Below are 19,986 nucleotides of genomic sequence, written 5' to 3'. Positions count from 1 at the left end.
TTTCACTGAAATTAGCCGGAAATAAATCATGGGATATAATAAAGCTATGGTAAAACTTTCCAGAGGGGTAAGAAAACGAGGTGAAAGCTTTTGGAAAATAATATTGCCCCTCTTGATAACGACACGATAACCCGTTTGGTGTATGCCCATGACGATGAGCTCACAGAGGCCATCCGGCAAATCCGCGTCCTGATGGACAAAGTCAAGGAGCTGGAAGAAATCAAAAAGTAGTCAAAAGGTAGTCACCGGGCGCCTTCAGGCAAAAAAATAACCGCATAGACCACCGTAAAACGGCTGTCTTATGCGATTATTTCTGGCGCGCCCGGAGGGACTCGAACCCGCGACCTCTTGATTCGTAGTCAAGCACTCTATCCAGCTGAGCTACGAGCGCACAAACGCAGCCTTTTTGAGACTGCTGATATATAATAGCACAATTGCGAAGAAAAAGCAAGTCCATTTTTGCTTTTTGTCGTTTAAATATTTTGCCGCCAGAATTTGGCGGGTGACAGCACGGCTGCCTCAATAGTATCATGCTCATAAAGCAGGAGCTGTCAAAAGGAGAACATAGGCTGCGGTCCGCAGAAAACAAGACGGGCGCACGAAAAATTCCTGCTCTTGTTGCCACGAGCGGGAATTTTTTATTTTATGCCGTACGGCTTGCAGGCCCGGCGGCATCCGGTCAGCGTCCAGTAGAGCCGAACCCGCCGCTGCCGCGTTCGGTTTCGTCCAGCGTGCCAGTCTCTGTCAGTGGGAACATACAGACCGGCATCACGACCATTTGGGCGATCCGCTCACCGGGCTGTACAGTGTAGGCTTCCCGCCCGATGTTGCACAGGCCTACCTGAATTTCCCCGCGGTAATCGCTGTCGACAACGCCCACACCGTTAGAGAGGCAGATACCGTGCTTCACGCCCAGGCCGCTGCGCGCGAATAAGAAGGCCGCGCAGTTTTCGTTTGGCAGTGCAATAGCGATGCCCGTGGGGATTTTGCACAGGGCCCCCGGTTCAATCGTCAGCGGCTTCTCCAGGCAGGCGCACAGGTCCATACCTGCGGCGCCTGCGCTGCCGCGTTTCGGCAATACGGCGTCTTCCCGCAGCCGTTTAATTTGAATGGTCTCCATAGGCAAATCTTCCTTTCCTTTTCACTGAGATGCGGGCATGCGGCCGGAATCTGCTGCCCGCACCGTACCGTTTATTCAATTCCGCGGTAATAAAGGCCGCGTGTGTATTCTTTTTCCGGCGGCTGTGCCGTCAGGTACCGCTGGATGACAGCCGCCCGCGCAGCCGGAGCCTCCACGGTAAAGCGAAGTACGCCGAAATCGATGTTTTGAACCTCCGCCAGCCGGTCGCTCATCTCCAGCGGTACGGTGTTCAGCACCTCGCTGCAAGCGCCGAAGCACTGCACGGGGAAGGCCGCGCCGCGACGGTCGGTAAGCACGGCGGTCTTTCCAGCGGCCTTACAATGACGGCACCCACCCGGGCCGTTGGCGGCCGGGCAATTTCGCGTCAGCATCAGGGGGAGATGCCCGTAGAGCAGCAGCCCGCGCTTCAACGTGTCTCCGATGGCAGCAGCCTGCCGCAGTGTGAGCTCAAAGCTGAGCTCCGCGTCTGCCAGGCCGAATTCCCGGTACCATGCCAGCGCCTCCCCGTTGAGAAGGTTGAGGGAAAAACCGCCGTGGACGGTAAAGCCAAGCTCCTTTGCCAGCTGTGCCGCGCCGATATTACCTGCCCAAACGTCGCGCGCTCCAGCCTGCCAAAGATGTGTCAGCTGGGCGGCGACGGCATCCTCAAGGCCAAACAGCCCGCGCGGAAGCTCCAGGGCGATGCGGTAACCCGCTGCCGTGAGTGTCTGGAAGCGCTCCGAGGGGAGTGTGTAGGGCAGATAGCACCATTCGAGCGCTCGGGCTGCATCCGGCAGGGAATCGTCCGGAAACCGGCCCCGCAGCGGCAGTCTGGCGGGCACTGGGCGCGGCGGGCTTGAGGCGTGCCCCTGTGCCAAGAGGACCGGCGCGTGGAAGGAAACCGGCGGACGCTGCCGCCGCGCCGTTTCCAGCCTCTTCAGCGCCTCTCGCCGCAGCCCATTCAGCATGGGAATTGGCAGGGAGAGGCCTTCGTCAATCTTACAGGTGTATTCGGCAGGCAAAAATGGTGTTCCGCCGGTTTTGCCGAGCTGTTTTTCACAAAAGGCCGCGTCCAGTGGACGGTTCAGCGCCGGCTGCGGGATCTCTCCTTCCACCGCGGCTTCATACCCCTCCGCATCCCGGACAATCAGTCTGGACGGCAGCCCCCGGCGTATGTCCAGAAAAAAATGAACCGGCACCCGCCGCCGTTCGGATTTATAGAGCCCCCGCAGGCCGGAAAGTACCTGGTTTGTCGCCGCGGCGACATCCTCTTTCTGCCGCGTTCCAAACATCTCCCGGCCCAACCGGCCGTCTGGGTAGCCGGTGGTAAAACCGGAGCGGGAAAAAACCGCCCGCAGGCTGTTGAGCAGAGCGGGCGGCGCCGCGCCTTCGTCTACCGCGTGGCGGCAGGCGCTGACAGCCGCCGCCACATATTCCGGGCGCTTCATCCGTCCTTCGATTTTGGCGCAGCAGATACCGGCGGCCTCCAGCTCTCGGACACGTTCGACCATGGAAAGATCCTTCAGGCTGAGGTCGTGCCCAGTGCCGCCCTCCGCCTGAAAGGGCAGGCGGCAGGGCTGGGCGCACAGGCCGCGGTTGCCGCTGCGGGACCCCAGCATGGCGCTGAAATAGCACTGTCCAGAGACCGACATGCACAGGGCGCCGTGGACAAAGGCCTCAAGCTCCACACTGGCATTGGCGGCAATGCCTTTCATCTCCCGCAGGGACAATTCCCGGGAGAGAACGACGCGTGTGGCCCCGGCTTGCTGCAGTGCGCGTGCCCCGGCCGGCGTGTGAATGCTCATTTGCGTGGAAGCGTGGAGAGGCAGGCCCGGCGCTGCCCGGCCGATTAGGCGGAACAGGCCCATGTCCTGCACCAGCACGGCGTCTACCGGCAGCTGGCAGGCATAGGCAACTAGCTCCAGCGCGGCGGGCAGTTCCTCGTCGCGCAAAACCGTGTTGACTGCGAGGTAGACCTTGACGCCGTACGCGTGGCAGTAGCGCACCGCCTCCGCCAGCGCTTCGTTGTCAAAATTGTGCGCATTGGCCCGCGCGGAAAAGGAGGAAGCGCCCAAATAGACCGCATCCGCCCCGGCGCGCACCGCGGCGGTTAGACTCTCCGGCGAACCGGCGGGAGCCAATATCTCCATTTCAGCACACACTCCTTTCAGGCTGTCACAATGCTTCTCGTGGTAAAGGGAAACGCCGGAATTTTCCGGCGGCTTCTGCTGATAAAAAACAGGACCTGTACGCCGGTCCTTGCCGCGCCGCTTAGAAGGGCGGGGCGAAGGCGGCACGCAAGTCCCGCTTACATTCCATTAAACAGGAGGATTTATTCCTCGGAGAGGTCCTTCTCAAAAAAATCCATAAAATTCTGCTGGCCCTCCGGCGGTTTGACGGCCTTAGGCTGCTCGACAGGGGCCGGTACGCTTCGCGCGGTCGAAACACCGGGCGAAACAGGAGCCGCCGGGCCGCCGCCTGCCGGGCGCTGAATGGGCTCCTGTGCCGCCGGAGCGTTCAGGCGCCCCCGCAGCGTCTGGATTTCCCGCTTCAAGCGCTCGATCTCCTTGCGGGATTCATCGGCATCCATGCGGGCATGGGAGGAATCCTCCAGATAATCCTTGATTTGTGTACGCAGGTTGTCCGCCGAGTCGCTTGCCTTCTGCGCCGCGTCACAGAAATTCAGCGCGGCAATCACCGCGGCCATGCTCAATGAAATGCGGGGGTTCGCCTCCATGAGCCGCCCGATAAAATTTTCCACTTTTTTCGCCATGTCGCGCGCGTAAGCCTCTCCGTCCTCAGAGCTTAGTACGCAGTCCATTCCGCAAATATTTAATTTAATCCGGTTTTTACTCAAAACGCTTCATCCTCTCCCGGCCAATTGGCTTCTTAGATTTTTAGCTTTTTCATTTTTCGGCATTTATTTCAGCGGGAATCCATAGGCCCGTCCGCTTCCCTGTCACATTTCCTTTCCATTTATTATAATCTATTTTATAGCAAGAAAAAAGCCCCTTTTTATTTTTGCGCAAAATAAAGCCGAAAAACCCGCCGCGCGCAGCCCGTGTGGTGCCGTTGGGGCGGACTTCAAGTAAGAATTTTGGCCATTCCGCCCTGCCGCAGGGCTGTTTGGGCCCCCTGGACCGGTAAGCCGCGGGATATTTTTCGGGACCGCTGCTGTCCGACACAGCGTCCGGCGCTTGCAGGAAGCTGGCGTGCTAAATAAACAAATTAGATATTTTGCATAAATTTAACCTGTTTTAAGGTGATAATAAATTTTTGCCGGAGTTAAAAGGAGATTCGTAAAAAAACGCTGTATATTCATTTATTTTCGTTTATTTTTGCTAATTCCTCCTTCTCCGGCATTTTACTTGAATATGGGAAAAATTAGTATATACTATACATATCCTTTATTCAGGAATTAAAGGGTATTGAGATTCCACGCGGGGCGCGCCCCGCAGGCCTTCTGTGCGGAGAAAAATCCGCCCGGCCCGGCTTGATGCAATAAAGATACGCAGATTTTCCGCTGTACGGGGCCCGCAGGGCGCCGCGGCAGCGGCTATGACCCATAGAATGGAGGCTGATACCATGAACTACCACCTGACAGCGGAACGGTTCCGGGAAGAAATCATCGATCACCTGCTGCACACCTTTGGTGTGACGCCCGAAAACGCCGGCGATGAGACCTATTACAAGGCCGTTGCCCTGGTGGTGTCGGACCTTATGCGCAGGGGGCGCAGCGAGACGGAGAAGCGCGCAAAGGCGACGCATACGAAGCAGGTTTATTATTTATGCATGGAATTTTTGCTGGGCCGTTCCCTGAAAAACAACCTGTTCAACCTGGGCCTGGAGGAAAGTGCCCGCGAAGCGCTGCGCACGCTGGGGGTAAGGCTGGATGCGCTCTATGATCAGGAGCCGGACGCCGGCCTGGGCAACGGCGGCTTGGGGCGTTTGGCGGCCTGCTTTTTAGACAGCCTTTCCACCCAGGGCTATGCCGCCATGGGGTATTCGCTGCGCTATGAGTACGGAATTTTCCGCCAGAAGCTGGTGGACGGCTGGCAGACCGAGCTGCCGGACTTTTGGCTGCCGGGCGGCAAGGTTTGGCTGCAGGAGGCGCCGGAAAAAGCGGTTGAAGTCCATTTTGACGGCCATGTGGAGGAGGCCTGGTACGACAACCACCACACCGTCAACCATAAGGATTACACCAAGGTGCTCGCCGTGCCGTATGACATGTGTATCTCCGGCAAGGATGGGCGCGCTGTCAGCAAGCTGCGCCTGTGGGCGGCACGGTCGTCGGATTTTGACATGAAAACCTTTAACTCCGGCAACTATCTGCGCGCTGTGGAGCAAAACGCTATGGCGGAGGTCATCACCAAGGTCCTCTACCCGGAGGATAACAACCCGGAGGGAAAGAGCCTGCGTCTTTCCCAGCAGTATTTTCTGGTTTCCGCAACAATTCAGGACATCATCCGGCGCCACCTGTTCGAGTACGGCACACTCGACAGCCTGCCGGAGCTGACGGCTATCCACCTTAATGACACCCACCCGGTGCTCGCCGTTCCCGAGCTGATGCGCATCATGCTCGACGAGTGCGGCTATGGCTGGGAGGCGGCCTGGGATATCGTCAGCCGCACGGTTGCCTACACCAACCACACGGTGATGAAGGAGGCGCTGGAGTGCTGGAATCAGGATCTGTTCCGCCTGCGGCTGCCGCGGATCTACCAGATTGTGGAGGAGATCAACCGCCGTTTCTGCGCCGACATGCACGGCAGGGGTGTGGATGGCTACAAGGTGGGCCGCATGGCTCCGCTGAACGACGGGTTTGTCAAAATGGCAAACCTCGCCGTTGTCGGCGCGCACCATGTCAACGGTGTTTCGGCGCTGCACAGTGAGATTTTAAAGGAAACCGTCTTTCGGGACTTTTACCAGGAGATGCCCGGCAAGTTTACCAACGTCACCAACGGCATTGCCTACCGCCGCTGGGTTGCCCAGGCCAATCCCGGCCTCGCGGCTTTTTTGGAAAAGCATATCGGCGGCGGGTACCTGGCCGACGCGGCCCAATTGGAAAAGCTGCTGCCGCTGGCGAACGACGGCACGGCGCTGCGGGAGCTGGAGCAGGTCAAGCGCGAGAACAAGCAGCGCGCGGCCGGCTATCTCAAAAAGGCGTATGGCGCCGTGGTGAATCCCGATTCCATCTTTGACATTCAGGTCAAGCGCCTGCACGAATATAAGCGCCAGCATCTCAACGCGCTGCATATCCTCAGCCTTTATCTGTGGCTGAAGGAGCACCCCCAGGCCGATTTTACCCCGCGAACCTTCATCTTTGGCGCCAAGGCCGCGCCCGGGTACTATTTTGCCAAGCAGATTATCCGCTTTATTGTAAAACTCGGGGAGATGATTGATGCGGACCCGGCGGTCAGGGAGAAGCTGAAGATCGTCTATGTCGAGGATTACCGCGTTACACTGGCGGAGCTGCTGATTCCCGCCGCGGATATTTCCGAGCAGATTTCCCTAGCGGGAACGGAGGCCAGCGGTACCAGCAATATGAAGTTTATGATCAACGGGGCGGTGACGCTCGGTACATTGGACGGTGCAAACGTTGAAATTCACGAGGCCGTGGGCGACGAGAACATCATTCTTTTCGGCATGACAACCGAGCAGGCCGAGGCCCTGAGGCAAAGCGGCTACCGCCCGGGAGAGCTGGCGAATAACCACCCGGTCATCCGGCAGGCGCTCCAGCTGATGGAGAACGGCTTCGGCGGCATGGATTACAAGGATCTTGCCAGCTCGCTGCGGGGGTCGGACCCCTACATGGTGCTGGCGGATTTCGACGCCTACGCGCAGGCCCGTCAAAGGGCGGAGGCCCTTTACCGGGACCGGCAGGTCTGGAACCGGATGTGCCTGACGAATATCGCCAAGGCCGGGCGTTTTTCGGCGGACCGCGCCATCCGGGAATACGCGCAGAACATCTGGCATGCAGATCCCATTCCACAGATCCCGGTAAACAAAAAAGGCTGAACAGCTGTATAAGAAAGATAAGAAGCCATGGGCCCCAGAAAACCGGAGGGGGCCTGTGGCCTTCATTGTCCCTGGTCCGGCAGTTGCCGGTTCAGGGACGGTCAAAAAGCGCCGCCCGGTGCGCAGCCACTCCCGCGCAAAGCGCGGAGCGCCTCTTGCCCCGCAGGGGGTGCGGCAACTGCTCCGGAGAGGTTAAAATACCCCATAGAGCGGTTAAGGAGGCCTGACATGTTTGATTCGATGAATCCGGTTTTTCGCAATCCCGTCGGCGCTGTCCCCGCCGGGCAAACAATTCATTTCAAAATCAATCCCCCGCGCGGGCTGCGCTGCTCCGCCGCCCGAACGGAGATCCTCTGCGACCAAACCGGCGAACGCGTGACGCTGGGGATGTTCTGGTGCGGAATGGATGGAGATGACCGGGAGTGGTGGGAGTGCGACTTCCAGGTCCCCGCGGCGGGCCTTTACTTTTACCACTTTAGCCTGGAGACCGGCCGGGGCGCCGTCGGGCTTTTCCGCGCCCCAAACGGCGGCGGGAAAAGTACGCTGGCCGGCGCCGGCGCCCCCTGGCAGATAACGGCCTACAGCCCGGAGCTGAAAACGCCGGACTGGCTGGCCGGCGGTGTCATTTACCAGATTTTCCCCGACCGTTTTTACAGCTCCGGCACGCCGAAGAGCGCGGTTCCTGCGGACCGGAGGATGCATGCAGCCTGGACGGAGGAGCCCGAATGGCGGCCGGACGAAAAGGGCGAGATTACCAATTCCGATTATTTTGGCGGCGACCTGCGCGGCATTGAGGAAAAGCTGCCCTATCTTTCGGCGCTGGGCGTCACCTGCATATACCTCAACCCTATTTTTGAGGCCCACTCCAACCATCGCTATAATACCGCCGACTACGAGAAAATCGACCCGCTTTTGGGGAACGAGGCGGATTTCGTCTCGCTGTGCCGGACCGCGCGGCGCAGCGGGATCCGCATTTTATTGGACGGCGTTTTCAGCCATACCGGCAGCGACAGCGTCTATTTCAACAGCCTGGGGCGCTATGCGCCGGACGGGGCCTGCCAGTCTCGGCAGTCTCCCTATGCCGGGTGGTATGAGTTTACCAGCTGGCCCGGCGTTTATAAATGCTGGTGGGGAATCAAGACCCTGCCCAATGTGCGGGAGACGGAGCCCACCTTTAACGCCTTTATCAACGGCCCGGCGGGTGTGGTTCGTAAATGGCTTGCACTTGGGGCCGCCGGGTGGCGCCTGGATGTTGCCGACGAGCTGCCGGACGCGTTTCTCGATGCGCTGCATGAGGCGGCAAGGGCTGAGAAAGGCGATGCGCTGGTTCTGGGAGAGGTCTGGGAGGATGCCTCCAATAAGGCCGCCTATGGCCAGCGCCGCCGCTACCTGCTCGGCGGGCAGCTGGACAGTGTAATGAATTACCCGTACCGGGCCGCGATTCTCGGCTATTTAACCGGCCGGCCGGCGGAAGAGGCCATGGAGGTTTTTCTCTCTGTGGTTGAAAATTACCCGCCCCAGGCGCTGCGCCTGTTGATGAACCACATCGGCACGCATGACACCGAGCGTGCGCTTACGCTGTTGGGCGGCATGGCGCTGGACGGGCGCGGGCGCGCATGGCAGAGCTCCGCCCGCCTGTCGCCGGAGGAACGCGGCCTCGCGCTGCTGCGCCTGCGCTTAGCCGCTGCGGTTCAATTTACGCTTCCGGGTGTTCCCTGCATCTATTACGGCGATGAGGCCGGACTGGAGGGCTGCCGCGACCCGTTTAACCGCCGCACCTTTCCCTGGGGGCGGGAGGACCGGGAGCTGACGGAATGGTACCGTGCGCTTGGAGGAATCCGCGCGTCATGTCCCTGCCTGAAAGAGGGCGCTTTTTACCCGATTGCCGCGGAGGGCGGACTGCTTGCCTATTGCCGCCAGGACACGACAGGCGCGCTGCTCTGCGCCGTCAACCGTGGGCCGGAGCGCCGCACGCTTCAGCTGGAGGAGAGGTGGAGCGCCGCGCGCGTGCTGTTGTCCTCCGGCGGGCGGCAGACCCGGCCCGCTGCTTCGAAGCTGTGGCTGGAGGGGAACAGCTGTATTTTATTATATCTTGAGCCGGATTGATCCGTCCCGCCACCTGCGGAATGCGGCCTCCGGCTTAAATTTTAATGAGAATAAATCATTTTAGGCCGCGCCCTGCCCGGACCGTTCGTATTCCCGGCCTATTCTTCGCCGCGAAAAAGGCTCCCGTTGTTTTTTTAGATTGGAAAAAAGCTTTTTATTTGAAGCACGCCCCGAAAGAAGCTTTTCAGCAGCCCCTATTCCGGCTTTAGCCGGAATAGGGGCATTCGTTCCGTTATTTCCACTTTGCCTGCATAATCTCCGCGGATTGCCGGAAACTAATGGCGAGACCGCCGTGCTTCGGCACTGCCGTGATTCGGCACCGCCGTGCGGGTACGGCTGCGTTAATTTTGCCGCTGAGGCGTGGGATAAACGAGAGAAGCGGCGGAAGAAAGGAAACGGATAAAAATGAAGGATCATGATAAAGCCTTTTTGATAGCCGGCGTTGTCGCCGGCGCTGTGGCGGGCCTGGCGGCCGCCGGCGCCGCCGGGGCGCTCATGGCACAAAAAGAAGGGCGCAAAAAAATGGAAGGCCGCCCCCTCGGGGAGGGTGAACAGGAGGACCAGCAGGCCTGGGAGGCGCTCTTTGGCGGTGATGAGGACGCGGTACAGGAGGTGCCGCGCCGCAGCCCGAGCGGGGATGCTTATTTTGCCGGCGGCGGGCTGGCGTCGTTGGCCGGGGCCGCTTACCTGGTGCGCGACTGCGGCTTTACCGGCGAACGCATCCACATCTATGAGCGCCTTCCGGTTTTGGGCGGGTCAAATGACGGCTCGGGCGACGGCACACACGGCTTTGTCATCCGCGGCGGGCGGATGCTCAATGAGGAGACCTATGAAAATTTTTGGGAGCTTTTTTCCTCCATCCCGTCCCTGGAAAATCCTGACCGCAGCGTTACGGAGGAAATATTGAATTTCGACCGGGCCCACCCCACCTATGCGCGGGCCAGGCTTGTCGGCCGGGATGGAAAGATTTTAGCGGTAACCGGCATGGGCTTCAACAGGGAGGACCGCTTTGCTTTGGCGCGTTTGCTGATGGCGCCGGAGCAAAGCCTGGACGGCCTCTCGATTCAGGATTGGTTCCGGGAGACGCCGCACTTTTTCAGCACAAATTTTTGGCGCCTGTGGCAGACGACCTTTGCTTTTCAGAAATGGAGCAGCCTGTTTGAATTTAGGCGTTACCTGCTGCGTATGATTTTTGAGTTCGGGCGCATTGAAACGCTGGAGGGCGTGACGCGGACGCCGTATAATCAATACGAGAGCATTATCCTGCCGCTGAAGCGCTACCTGGAGGAGCGCGGCGTCGAGTTTGTGCTCGGTACAACGGTAACGGATGTTGATTTCGCCCCCGGCGATGCGCTGACGGCGACGGCGCTGCATCTGCGGGATTCTCAGGGCTTTGAACGGGTGCAAGCGCTCGCGGCCGGGGACCTGTGCTTTGTGACCAACGGGTGCATGACGGACAATGCCACCTTGGGCGATTACCGCACGCCCGCTCCAGCCCCGGAGGGGCGGCCAGCATCGGGCGAGCTGTGGGCGCGGCTTGCGGAGAAGCGCCCGGGGCTTGGCGACCCGGAGCCCTTTTTCTGCCATGAGCATGAGACCGGCTGGCTAAGCTTTACCGTGACCTGCAAGGGAAACCGCCTGCTCAAGAAAATTGAGTCCTTCTCAGGAAATGTACCGGGCAGCGGCGCGCTGATGACGTTCTGCGACTCCAATTGGCTGATGAGCATTGTGGTGGCAGCACAGCCGCATTTTAAGGATCAGCCCATGGATACGACCGTTTTCTGGGGATATGGCCTTTATGCGGATAAATATGGGGATTATGTGAAAAAGACCATGAATGAATGCACCGGGGAGGAAATTCTCACCGAGCTTGCGCACCATCTGCATCTGGAGCAGGAGCTGGAGGAGCTTAAAAGCGACATCGTCGATGTCGTCCCCTGCCGTATGCCGTATATTGACGCCCAATTCCAGCCGCATAAACTGGCGGACCGTCCCCCGGTGCCGCCGGAGAACAGCGTGAACTTTGCCATGATCGGCCAGTTTGTCGAGATCCCGGCGGACATGGTGTTTACCGAGGAATATTCCGTCCGCTCCGCCCGTTTGGCCGCTTATGCGCTGACAGGCGCCCGGCTGCCCGTGTGCCCGGTTTCAGCCTATTATAAAAACCCCGCGGTGCTGCTGAGGGCGCTGAAAAAATTCTGCCAATAGGAAACAGCAGGGGGCGCGCCGCCTCACGGGCTGAAAAAGCTTCGCCGCGGACCACGGTTCGCGGCGTTTTTGATGCGGCCCTTTGTCCGGCCGGGGACGGTACCGGCAAAAGGGATGGAGGCTCTCGCTTGCATCCGGCGGAAAATCTCTTTATAATGAGGTTGAGAAAATAGGCCGGATAAATCAGGCTTGCTCAATGAAAGGAGACCGAATATGATTTTAAAAAACGCGACCGTTCTGAATTCCTGTTTTGAGCCGGTCCGGGCCGACCTGGCTACCAGCGGCGAGCGCATCGCTGAAATTGCCCCGAACCTTCAGGGCCGCATGAATACCGGCGGCGAAGCCGTCGACCTTTCCGGCTGTACGCTCGTACCCGGCTTTGTCGATATCCATATTCATGCCAGCATAGGGGTGGACACCTGCGATGCCAGCCGGGAGGGGCTGAAGCGGGTGGCGGCTTACCTGGCTACCAAGGGGGTCACCTCGTTCTGCCCTACCACCATGACGGTCTCCAGTGAAGAAATCCGTGCGGCGCTGGATAATGTCCGGGACTGCATGGAGCATCCCGGGCCCGGCGCACGGATTGCCGGAGTCAATATGGAGGGCCCCTATCTCTCCATTCACCGCAAAGGCGCGCAGAAGGGGGAATATATCCGTACGCCGGACTGGCGGGCTTTCCGGGATTATTACGAGGGCTGCGGCGGCATTATCAAATTGCTGGATGTTGCGCCGGAGTGCGAGGGGGCGGAGGAGCTGATCCGCAATGCGAGCCGGCTCTGCACCGTCTCCATTGCGCATACCGAGGCGGATTTTGCGCAGGCGAAGCAGTCGTTTGCCTGGGGCGTCACACATGCCACACATCTTTATAACGCGATGAGCGGCTTCAACCACCGTGCGCCGGGCGTTGTGGGGGCGGTTTTTGACACGCCCGCCGTCAGCGCGGAACTGATTTGCGACGGTTTTCATATTGACCCGGCAGTGCTGCGCATCACCTTCCGGGTACTCGGTGAAGACCGCACCGTCATCATCAGCGATGCCATGCGCGCCGCCGGTATGAAGGACGGCGACTATGACCTGGGCGGACAAAATGTGCAGGTGCGGGGCGGCCTGGCCCGGCTGGCCGGCGGGACAATTGCCGGCTCTACGACCAATATGCACCAGGAGGTTAAAAATTTGCTCTCCTATGGCGTCCCCTTCCGGCAGGTGATAAAATCCGCCACCATCAACCCGGCCCGCCAGATCCACGAGGACCACCAAACCGGATCCCTGGAGCCGGGGAAATATGCCGATATCGTCGCATTGGACGAAAACATGGACATCCGGCTGGTGGTCTGCCGCGGGGAAATTGCGTTTCGGGCGTAGCCCGCGCCCCATATAGCCTGGGCCGCAAGCGGTATTTGCCGCGCAAGACAGATGGAACCGGCAAAAGAGCCGCGGCAGCGCCGGGCTTATTAAAAAAAGAAGATAAAAAGCGTTCATTTTATTGCTTGAAGGCTTAAATGTTATTATCCGTTGCTTGTGGCAACGGATAATTTTTCATACAATACGGTTAGAAAACCGGAAGGAGGGTTTTTATGTTGAACGAGAATATAAAGGCAATCAGAAAATTAAAAGGGCTCTCGCAGCAAGAGCTTGCCGTTAAATTGAATGTTGTGCGGCAGACAATCTCAAAATGGGAGCAAGGCTTGTCGGTTCCTGACTCTGATATGCTAATTGCCATATCCGAAGCGCTGGAAACACCCGTAAGCAAATTGCTTGGCGAAACGGTTGTTGAAACGGAGGCCGACAGCTTAAGGACGATTTCTGAAAAATTGGAGGTGATAAATTTGCAGCTGGCACAAAGGAAAAATACGAGGAGAAAAATTCTTCATGGGCTGTTTATCTCGTTATGTACGGTTATAGTAATCATGTCCGCGGTTCTAATTTTAATAAATAGCCCCTATCTGAGGTGGGATTACAGCAGCCCTGAAACCGCGGTTCTCGGAGTAGCGGTTCATTCATTTGAATGGCTGTTTGTCAGAATAGGGCCGCTTATCTTTATTGGCGCAATCATGGGGGCTTTCTTAACGAGAAAGAAAGGATAAAATATATTGCCGGCGACAGCAGTATTTGAAAATGGTTCTTTTATAGGCTTGCCTCGGTTCGGGGCCCATTTGCGCGGAGTAAACGCGTGCCGCGATAAATGCTTTTTTCGGATAATCGGGTATAAAATTCCGGACGAACCCAGCGGCCCGGCGCTCTTTACAGCAGCGGCCCGGCGCTGCTCCGAGGCTTTCAAAAGCCAATCCTTCTCACCGGCGGCGTTTTCCTTTTGGGCGGCAGGGGAATATTCTCCTCCAGCAGAGTGGACAGGGTGCTGGCATTCACTGCGTCGTATTCCATGCCGGCAAGGCGGACGGCTTGCTCCATCTTGGCTGCTTCCACCAGATTGCGCACATAGCGTCCGTTTCCAAAATCGGGGAGGGTGCGGGCTTCCTCCAGAACGGTGCGCAGCCTTTGGCGGGCTGCATCGGCAAAATGCAGGCCCTTGCTTTGGGCAATCAGCTCGGCAATGTCCGCCAGCTCCCCGGCGCTGTAGTCCTCGAACGGAACATGGAAAGCAATTCGGGAGCGCAGGCCCGGGTTCCTGTTTAGAAACTGCTCCATTTTATCCGGATATCCCGCGAAGATGACCACCATATCATCCCGGTGGTTCTCCATCTCCTGCACAATGGTGTTGATGGCCTCGTCGCCGTACAGCCCCGCCTTATCGTCTACCAGTGAATAGGCCTCGTCAATAAAAAGGACGCTGCCCTGTGCCGCCTGGAACTTTTGCTTGACGATCTGCGCCGTCCAACCCACATATTTGCCGACTAGTTCGCTGCGCCCTACCTCGTACAGGTCGCCCTTGGACAGCAGGCCGTTGTCCTTCATAATTTCGGCAAACAAACGGGCGACGGTGGTTTTGGCGGTGCCGGGGTTGCCGGTGAACACCATGTGCATGGCCGGTCTATCCATAAGGATTCCCTTATCCTTATAGAGCTTTTGCACCTTGGAATAATTCAGGGCTTTTGTAATTACGTTTTTGGCCTCCTTCAGCCCAATCATCCGGTTCAGCTCTTCAATGGCGCTCCCTTTGGGCTTGGCCTTCTGAAGATTGGCCTTGACGGTCTGTGCTTCCCGGTACTGGGGATAGACGGCGGTGCGCAGCTTTCTGTCGTACCATTCGTCGAAAATCCGATTGAGATCCACCGCTCTGAAGCCCTTCCCCGTGTTTTCGACGGCGGCGTCCAGCCGCTTATCCGCGCGGATTTTATGCTGTCCGGCCAGCCGGTGAAGGTAAAGGACAGCCTCCTTCTCATAGACCACGTCCTCATACAGCTCAATCAGGGAGGTGCAGCCCAGGTTCTCAAGAAAGGCTTCTTTTATGTTGCTGCATTCGGCGGGCAGGCAGAGGATGGTCAGCACCCGGTTGCGGTATTTTACGGCTACATCGCAGAGCGCGGCGATAACATCCCCGCCGGGCCGTGCATGGCTGCCGCCGGGCCCGGCGTTTGCCTCATAGCGGATGATAACGGCGCCGGACTCGCAGCTTTTATAAAGCGCCTCATAGGTTTCGTCCGGTGTGCTGCTCTCGTCATCAAAGGTTACCAGGCAATAGCGCCGGCTTTGAATTCGCCCGTTGGCATAGAGGGCGGCCAGCAGGACTTTGTAGATGGATTTACAGGTTTCGCGGCCGTCGCAGCGCAGAAGGTAGTGGACGGGGTGCCCTTGCACGCGGCGCGCCGGCCGGCCGGCATAGATCCGCTCGATCTCCGGCGACAGGGATTCCTCCGCCAGCAGGCATTTGGCCGTGTGCAGCAGCGTTTCTCTGGATTCCGGTTCCGCCAACAGGGCCTCGCTGTAATCGACATGTCCATAGTGGTTGCCGAGGCATTCGATTTCAAAAAAACTCAGGACTTCGTCTTCGTCTTCAATAAAGTAGCCCCGGTCGGCGGTTTGAAGCAGGGTTCTGGCTGCATGGAAGGTGATTTCCTCAATTTTGCAGTCTAAAGCCGCATAACCCAGGCGTTTCAGATAGGCGAGAAAGGCTTTGCGAACGTCGGCCGCCTCCTTGAAGATAGCGCCGAAGGTGATGCTTTTTTCCTTGGAAGCGGCGGCAAACAAGTAATAGCTCTGTGCCTGGTTCTGATAGTAGGATTCGCTTTTTTCAGCCAGGGTCCCCGCAAAGGCGCGGTATTCCTGCCGGTCCGTGGGGACGGGCAGGGCCTTTGCGGTGTCGATGGTTGCTTCTATCTTATAAAACAGCATAACGTTTCCCTCCCTCAAATTGATGCGCATGGATGGGGTTACTTACTTTCTGGTAATACTATAACAGATCTTATGTACCATTTTTGGGAGGATAACGGTGGGGAAAGCTCAATTAAACAATTTTGCCGCAAAAGCCCTGGCAGCAAAAAGCTTCCCGCCGGTATGGGCGGGAAGCTTTGCCGGTTTTATCAGCTTAACGCGGAGGGGACTTGCCGTTCGTCCTCAACGAAGGAAACAAACGCCAGCTCTTTTATTTGCTCTTCGCTTAATTTGCAATTCCAACGTGTTGACAGAAAGCGCAGCAGCTCTTGGCTCCTTTCATAAATTGCCCGGCCCGTCCACTCCTTGGTGTAGTGCGCTCTGCCGTCGTTTGGCAGGTTTAACAGGTCGTTCCAAAAATCTGTCAGCTGCTTTTGCTGCCAGGCATATCCGCGTTGGTAATCAGGAATCCTGAAAAGCTTGCCATCAAAAATGGCATTTAAGGATTTTAACTCATTCATGGCGCTGCTCCCCCAAATATTTTTTTACGGCATGCTGAAGGCTCTCGGTTATTTTGTCCCGCAATTCCTTTGGCGCAATGACCTCCACATGGTTGATATACTGCGTTGCCCAGTGCTCCATTGCCTGCAGGCTGGCCCTTAGGCTCACCATGACCCTGCCGCCGTCCAGCGGCCGCAGGCTGATGTCCGTGCCGAACCAGTCGATCACCTGGTCAATAATGCAGCCGTCGGCTATCAGCTCCACCGGCTGGGGTTTGTCGTTGAACATATACGGCAGGCCGGTGGACAGCTCCCGGTAGTCCACGCCGGTTTCATACCCCTTTACCGATTGCAGGGGCACAAGCGGCCGTCCGGTCAGCTTGATGCTGGTAATTCGGTCGAGGCGGTAGAAAGCGACGTCTTTCCAGCGTTCATTGCGCGCCATTAAATAATAGCGCTGGTTATGGAGAAGAAGCTGGTAGGGGGAGGCGGTATGGAACGCGGACTTGTGCAGCTTTTTATCCAGCCCGTATTTGTTGTAGTCAAAAGTAATTTGTTTGCCCAGCTCAATGGCGTCGTCAATGATTTCAATATTATAAAACAGGGCCTGGTTTTCTGTTTTGCACCACTCGTTTACCGAATAGATGTTCTTTACGTGAGAGCGAAAATATTGGTTGGACAGGCCGCACAGACGGTCTATTAAGTCGGCGGAATGCTTGGCTGTAATATATTTGCTGCACAGCACCCCGTCGATGAGCATGCGGAGCTCGGCGCTCTCGAACCGGCGGCTGTCCAGGTAGCTGCCCGCCCGGCGGGATTCGATGCCGATCCCGGCCTCCTTCAGCAGAGAGATGTTCCGGCTGACGGCCTTGCGCTCAATGTTGATGCCGTATTCCTGTTCAAGGCGCCGGGCAATGTCCTCCTGTGTCAGCGGGTGATCGCAGTCGCTGTACTTCTCAAAAATCTGTAGGATGCGGATTAGGGCCAGCTTTTTCGGCTCGAGATTGTCCATTAAATTGAGCACCTCCACGACGTGGTCATTTAAAACTCACCCCTCGGCTGTCCGTTCCGGCAGCCCCCGCCGCGCCTTGCGCAGGGGGAGGTTTTGCTGAGAAGCTCCGCTTTGCTGCCATTGTACCACAAAGGATGGGCGGAAACAACCGTTTTAATCAATGCGGCTGCCCAATGGCGGCAAGCCTGCAAGCTTGACCGGCCCACGCATGAAGCGCCGCCCTCCGTTACTGCTCCAGGGGCGGGCGCGTCCCCGGGTTCGCCGTGTCCTCACCGCTGATTTCCGCCGGAAAATTCCCCCGCCTTAAAATTGTAAACCGGCCGAAGACGGGCTTCGACCTTAACTGTACCGGCTAGGTGGGATAAAAGCTCGTCTGCCGGCTTATAAGCCATGGGGCATTCGTCCAGTGTCTCCGGCGACACGCTGGTGGTGAAAATGCCCGCCATCTCTTTTCGAAAAGCAGAAACCGTAAAGGCGTTCAGCGCATCCTTACGGCTCATTCGCCGCCCGGCGCCGTGGGGCGCGCTGAAATTCCAGTCGGGATTGCCAAGTCCCGTGCAGATCAGGCTCCCGTCCCGCATGTTGAGCGGGATGAGCAGCTTTTCTCCCGCTTTGGCCGAAACAGCGCCCTTGCGGAGAATCCCGGAGGTAAAATCAATATAGTTATGAATGGTAGAAAAGCTGCCCTCCTCGTGGAGCTTCATGCCGTCCAGGATGACCTCCTTGATAATCTGGCGGTTGAGGCCGGCAAAGCGCTGCATGAGCTCCATGTCGTGCAGGTAGTCCTGAAGCTCCTGCCCGGTAAGATACGCCAATTCATAGGGGACCTCCGCCTGCGCCTTTCCGCCCAGCGATTGATAGGCCCGTTCCTGGTAATATTCCGCCACGCGCAGCCCGGGGTTACGGCTGCCAGTATGGATAATGAGGTAAAAATTTTCTTCGTCCCTGTCTACCTCAATGAAGTGGTTGCCTCCGCCCAGGGTTCCGAGGCTTTCGATGGTACGCCGCATGTCAAGCCTTTTTGCGCAGCGGAGCGCAGTGGCATCGATCCGCCCATGGCTGCGGTGCGGGCGCTTCCGCACCGCTCTGCCACAGGGGATGTTCTGGTGTATAAAGCTGTCGAGCGACGGAAGGTTCAGGCGTTTTTCCTTTAGCTTCACCGTCAGCATTCCGCAGCCGATATCCACGCCGACCATATTCGGCACAACCTTGTCGGTAACGGTCATAGTCGTGCCGATGGCGCACCCTTTTCCGGCGTGTACATCGGGCATAATGCGGATTCGGCTCCCCTGGGCGAACGGTTGGTCGCAGATGGCCTGAATCTGCCCCTCGGCCGACGGCTCAAGCGTGTCTGTATAAACCCTGGCGGTGCTGTATTTTCCATGGATTTCTATCATAAGCTGCCTCCTGTAAGATCATGGGTTTGTATTAGGCGCGGTATTTTCCCCAGGCGGATTGGAGCCTGCCTGTGCGGTACGGCGGCCCTCAAGAGGGGACAGTGCCAGTATAGCATAAATTGTGGGACGAAACCGGTACATAAATTCCCTGCATAAAAAAATTGTGCAAAACGGCGGCAAATACGCTATAATCACTGTAGCAGAATATTTGGCATGGAACATTATGCAGAGATGAGGAATACAGGAGGGAATCCCGGATGACACCACGTGAACGCGTTAAGGCCGCCATGCGCTACCGCCCGGTGGACAAGGCGCCGCTTCAGTACTATTATACGCCCGTCGGCTATTTTGAGCACGGAGAAAAATTAAACGACCTGTATGCAACGCTCCCCGGGGATTTTGAACCCTTTTACCGGCACGAGCCCTGCGGCCCCGGCCCCGGCGATTACGACCCCGACGGCTCCTACCACGCTTTTAAGAAGGATGAGTGGGGAACGCTGTGGGAGTACCGCATCTATGGTATTGCCGGCATTCCAAAGCAATACCCCATCCCGGTGCTGGAGGAGATCGACCGCTATACACTGCCGGATCCGCTGCGCCGGAGCGTGGAGGCCCAGCAGGCGGTGTGTAGAAACCAGGGGGAGTATTACACGCTGGTTAACGCCCATAGCCTGATTGAGCGCCTGCGGCAGCTGCTGCCGGACGATGAGGTCTACTGCGGCATAGAGCTGGACGACCCTGCAATCAACCGCCTGGCGGATAAAATCTGCGCCTACAATGCGGTTGCCATTGAGCAGGCCATTGCCGCCGGTGCGGACGGCATCCAGTTTGGAGACGATTACGGCGCGGAAAAAAGCATGCTGCTCAGCCCGGAAACCTGGCGGCGCTTTTTCAAGCCGCGCCTGAAGGAGCTGTTTGCACCAGCGGTTAAGGCGGGGCTGGATATCCATTTTCACAGCTGCGGCAAAATCGAGCCCATCCTGGAGGACCTGCGCGAGGTCGGCGCCACCTCCATCTGGCCCCAGCTGCCGGCCTATGACATGAAGCAGCTGGCGGACACCTGCCGTTCGCTGGGCCTGGCTGTCGCCATTCATACCGACCGGGCCAATACCATGACCTTTGGCACGCCTGCAGATGTCCGCGAGCTGGTCCTGCGCGAATTTGAGACGTTTAAAATGATGGACGGCGGTTCGTGGTTTTATGTGGAGGCGGACAATGGCTTCCCATTTGAAAACCTGCGGGCACTGGTGGAGACCATCGCGCAGTGGCGGTAGGCGTTTTAGCGGCTGGGTATAGCGCATGGCCCCGTGAAGCCCCCTGAACCGCGGCGGCGAGGGCTGCCCCTGTCAATAGGAAATC

At 57.8% G+C, this 19,986-nt stretch carries 14 protein-coding genes and 1 tRNA gene; 7 read left to right on the top strand and 8 right to left on the bottom strand.

Annotated elements, in window-relative coordinates; all coding sequences use genetic code 11:
• The first annotated feature begins 90 nt into the window (after window positions 1-90).
• Window positions 91-231, top strand: a complete 141-nt coding sequence (locus DPQ25_RS14605) for a hypothetical protein (protein ID WP_177576840.1) — start codon at window positions 91-93, stop codon at window positions 229-231.
• Between the two features lie 83 nt (window positions 232-314).
• Here the strand turns inward: DPQ25_RS14605 and DPQ25_RS04755 are convergent.
• The 4 genes from DPQ25_RS04755 to zapA form a co-directional block, all read right to left on the bottom strand.
• Window positions 315-391 (bottom strand) — tRNA-Arg (locus DPQ25_RS04755).
• 288 nt (window positions 392-679) lie between these two features.
• Complete coding sequence (dut, locus tag DPQ25_RS04750) at window positions 680-1,120, bottom strand: dUTP diphosphatase (protein WP_112331984.1); 441 nt, start codon at window positions 1,118-1,120, stop codon at window positions 680-682.
• A 71-nt stretch (window positions 1,121-1,191) separates the two neighbouring features.
• Window positions 1,192-3,270 (bottom strand): U32 family peptidase, encoded by a 2,079-nt coding sequence (locus DPQ25_RS04745; RefSeq protein WP_112332051.1) that lies wholly within the window; start codon window positions 3,268-3,270, stop codon window positions 1,192-1,194.
• A 182-nt stretch (window positions 3,271-3,452) separates the two neighbouring features.
• The gene (gene zapA, locus DPQ25_RS04740; protein WP_112331983.1) at window positions 3,453-3,977 is read right to left on the bottom strand and encodes a cell division protein ZapA; all 525 of its coding nucleotides are present in this window, start codon (window positions 3,975-3,977) and stop codon (window positions 3,453-3,455) included.
• Window positions 3,978-4,705: 728 nt separating this feature from the next.
• On the opposite strand from zapA, the gene DPQ25_RS04725 reads away from it, so the two are divergent.
• From DPQ25_RS04725 to DPQ25_RS04700, 5 genes are all read left to right on the top strand, one after another.
• Complete coding sequence (locus tag DPQ25_RS04725; RefSeq protein WP_177576839.1) at window positions 4,706-7,135, top strand: glycogen/starch/alpha-glucan phosphorylase; 2,430 nt, start codon at window positions 4,706-4,708, stop codon at window positions 7,133-7,135.
• Between the two features lie 228 nt (window positions 7,136-7,363).
• Window positions 7,364-9,241, top strand: a complete 1,878-nt coding sequence (locus DPQ25_RS04720) for a glycoside hydrolase family 13 protein (protein ID WP_112331980.1) — start codon at window positions 7,364-7,366, stop codon at window positions 9,239-9,241.
• Window positions 9,242-9,646: 405 nt separating this feature from the next.
• Complete coding sequence (locus DPQ25_RS04710; protein WP_242978220.1) at window positions 9,647-11,449, top strand: oleate hydratase; 1,803 nt, start codon at window positions 9,647-9,649, stop codon at window positions 11,447-11,449.
• Between the two features lie 213 nt (window positions 11,450-11,662).
• Entirely contained in the window at window positions 11,663-12,811 is a 1,149-nt protein-coding gene (gene nagA, locus DPQ25_RS04705) for an N-acetylglucosamine-6-phosphate deacetylase (protein WP_112331978.1), read from the top strand.
• A 212-nt stretch (window positions 12,812-13,023) separates the two neighbouring features.
• A complete protein-coding gene (locus DPQ25_RS04700) occupies window positions 13,024-13,533 on the top strand; it encodes a helix-turn-helix domain-containing protein (RefSeq protein WP_112331977.1) in 510 nt (169 codons plus the stop codon).
• A gap of 190 nt (window positions 13,534-13,723) precedes the next feature.
• Here DPQ25_RS04700 and DPQ25_RS04690 read toward each other — a convergent pair whose 3' ends face one another.
• From DPQ25_RS04690 to DPQ25_RS04675, 4 genes are all read right to left on the bottom strand, one after another.
• Window positions 13,724-15,739: an AAA family ATPase gene (locus DPQ25_RS04690; protein ID WP_177576838.1), complete on the bottom strand. Its 2,016-nt coding sequence runs from the start codon at window positions 15,737-15,739 to the stop codon at window positions 13,724-13,726.
• Between the two features lie 188 nt (window positions 15,740-15,927).
• Complete coding sequence (locus DPQ25_RS04685) at window positions 15,928-16,239, bottom strand: GmrSD restriction endonuclease domain-containing protein (RefSeq protein WP_112331974.1); 312 nt, start codon at window positions 16,237-16,239, stop codon at window positions 15,928-15,930.
• Window positions 16,232-17,230, bottom strand: coding sequence for a helix-turn-helix transcriptional regulator (locus DPQ25_RS04680; RefSeq protein WP_112331973.1), 999 nt, complete (start codon window positions 17,228-17,230; stop codon window positions 16,232-16,234). Before DPQ25_RS04680 ends, DPQ25_RS04685 begins: the two co-directional genes overlap by 8 nt.
• 269 nt (window positions 17,231-17,499) lie before the next feature.
• The gene (locus DPQ25_RS04675) at window positions 17,500-18,627 is read right to left on the bottom strand and encodes an RtcB family protein (protein ID WP_112331972.1); all 1,128 of its coding nucleotides are present in this window, start codon (window positions 18,625-18,627) and stop codon (window positions 17,500-17,502) included.
• A gap of 257 nt (window positions 18,628-18,884) precedes the next feature.
• Between DPQ25_RS04675 and DPQ25_RS04670 the strand changes: the two genes are divergently transcribed.
• Window positions 18,885-19,901 (top strand): uroporphyrinogen decarboxylase family protein, encoded by a 1,017-nt coding sequence (locus DPQ25_RS04670; protein WP_112331971.1) that lies wholly within the window; start codon window positions 18,885-18,887, stop codon window positions 19,899-19,901.
• The last annotated feature ends 85 nt before the right edge of the window (window positions 19,902-19,986 follow it).

This window comes from Hydrogeniiclostridium mannosilyticum (assembly GCF_003268275.1).
Lineage (GTDB): Bacteria > Bacillota > Clostridia > Oscillospirales > Acutalibacteraceae > Hydrogeniiclostridium > Hydrogeniiclostridium mannosilyticum.
The sequence above is the reverse complement of the archived record's forward strand: the minus strand, read 5'-3'. Positions and strand labels throughout refer to the sequence as shown.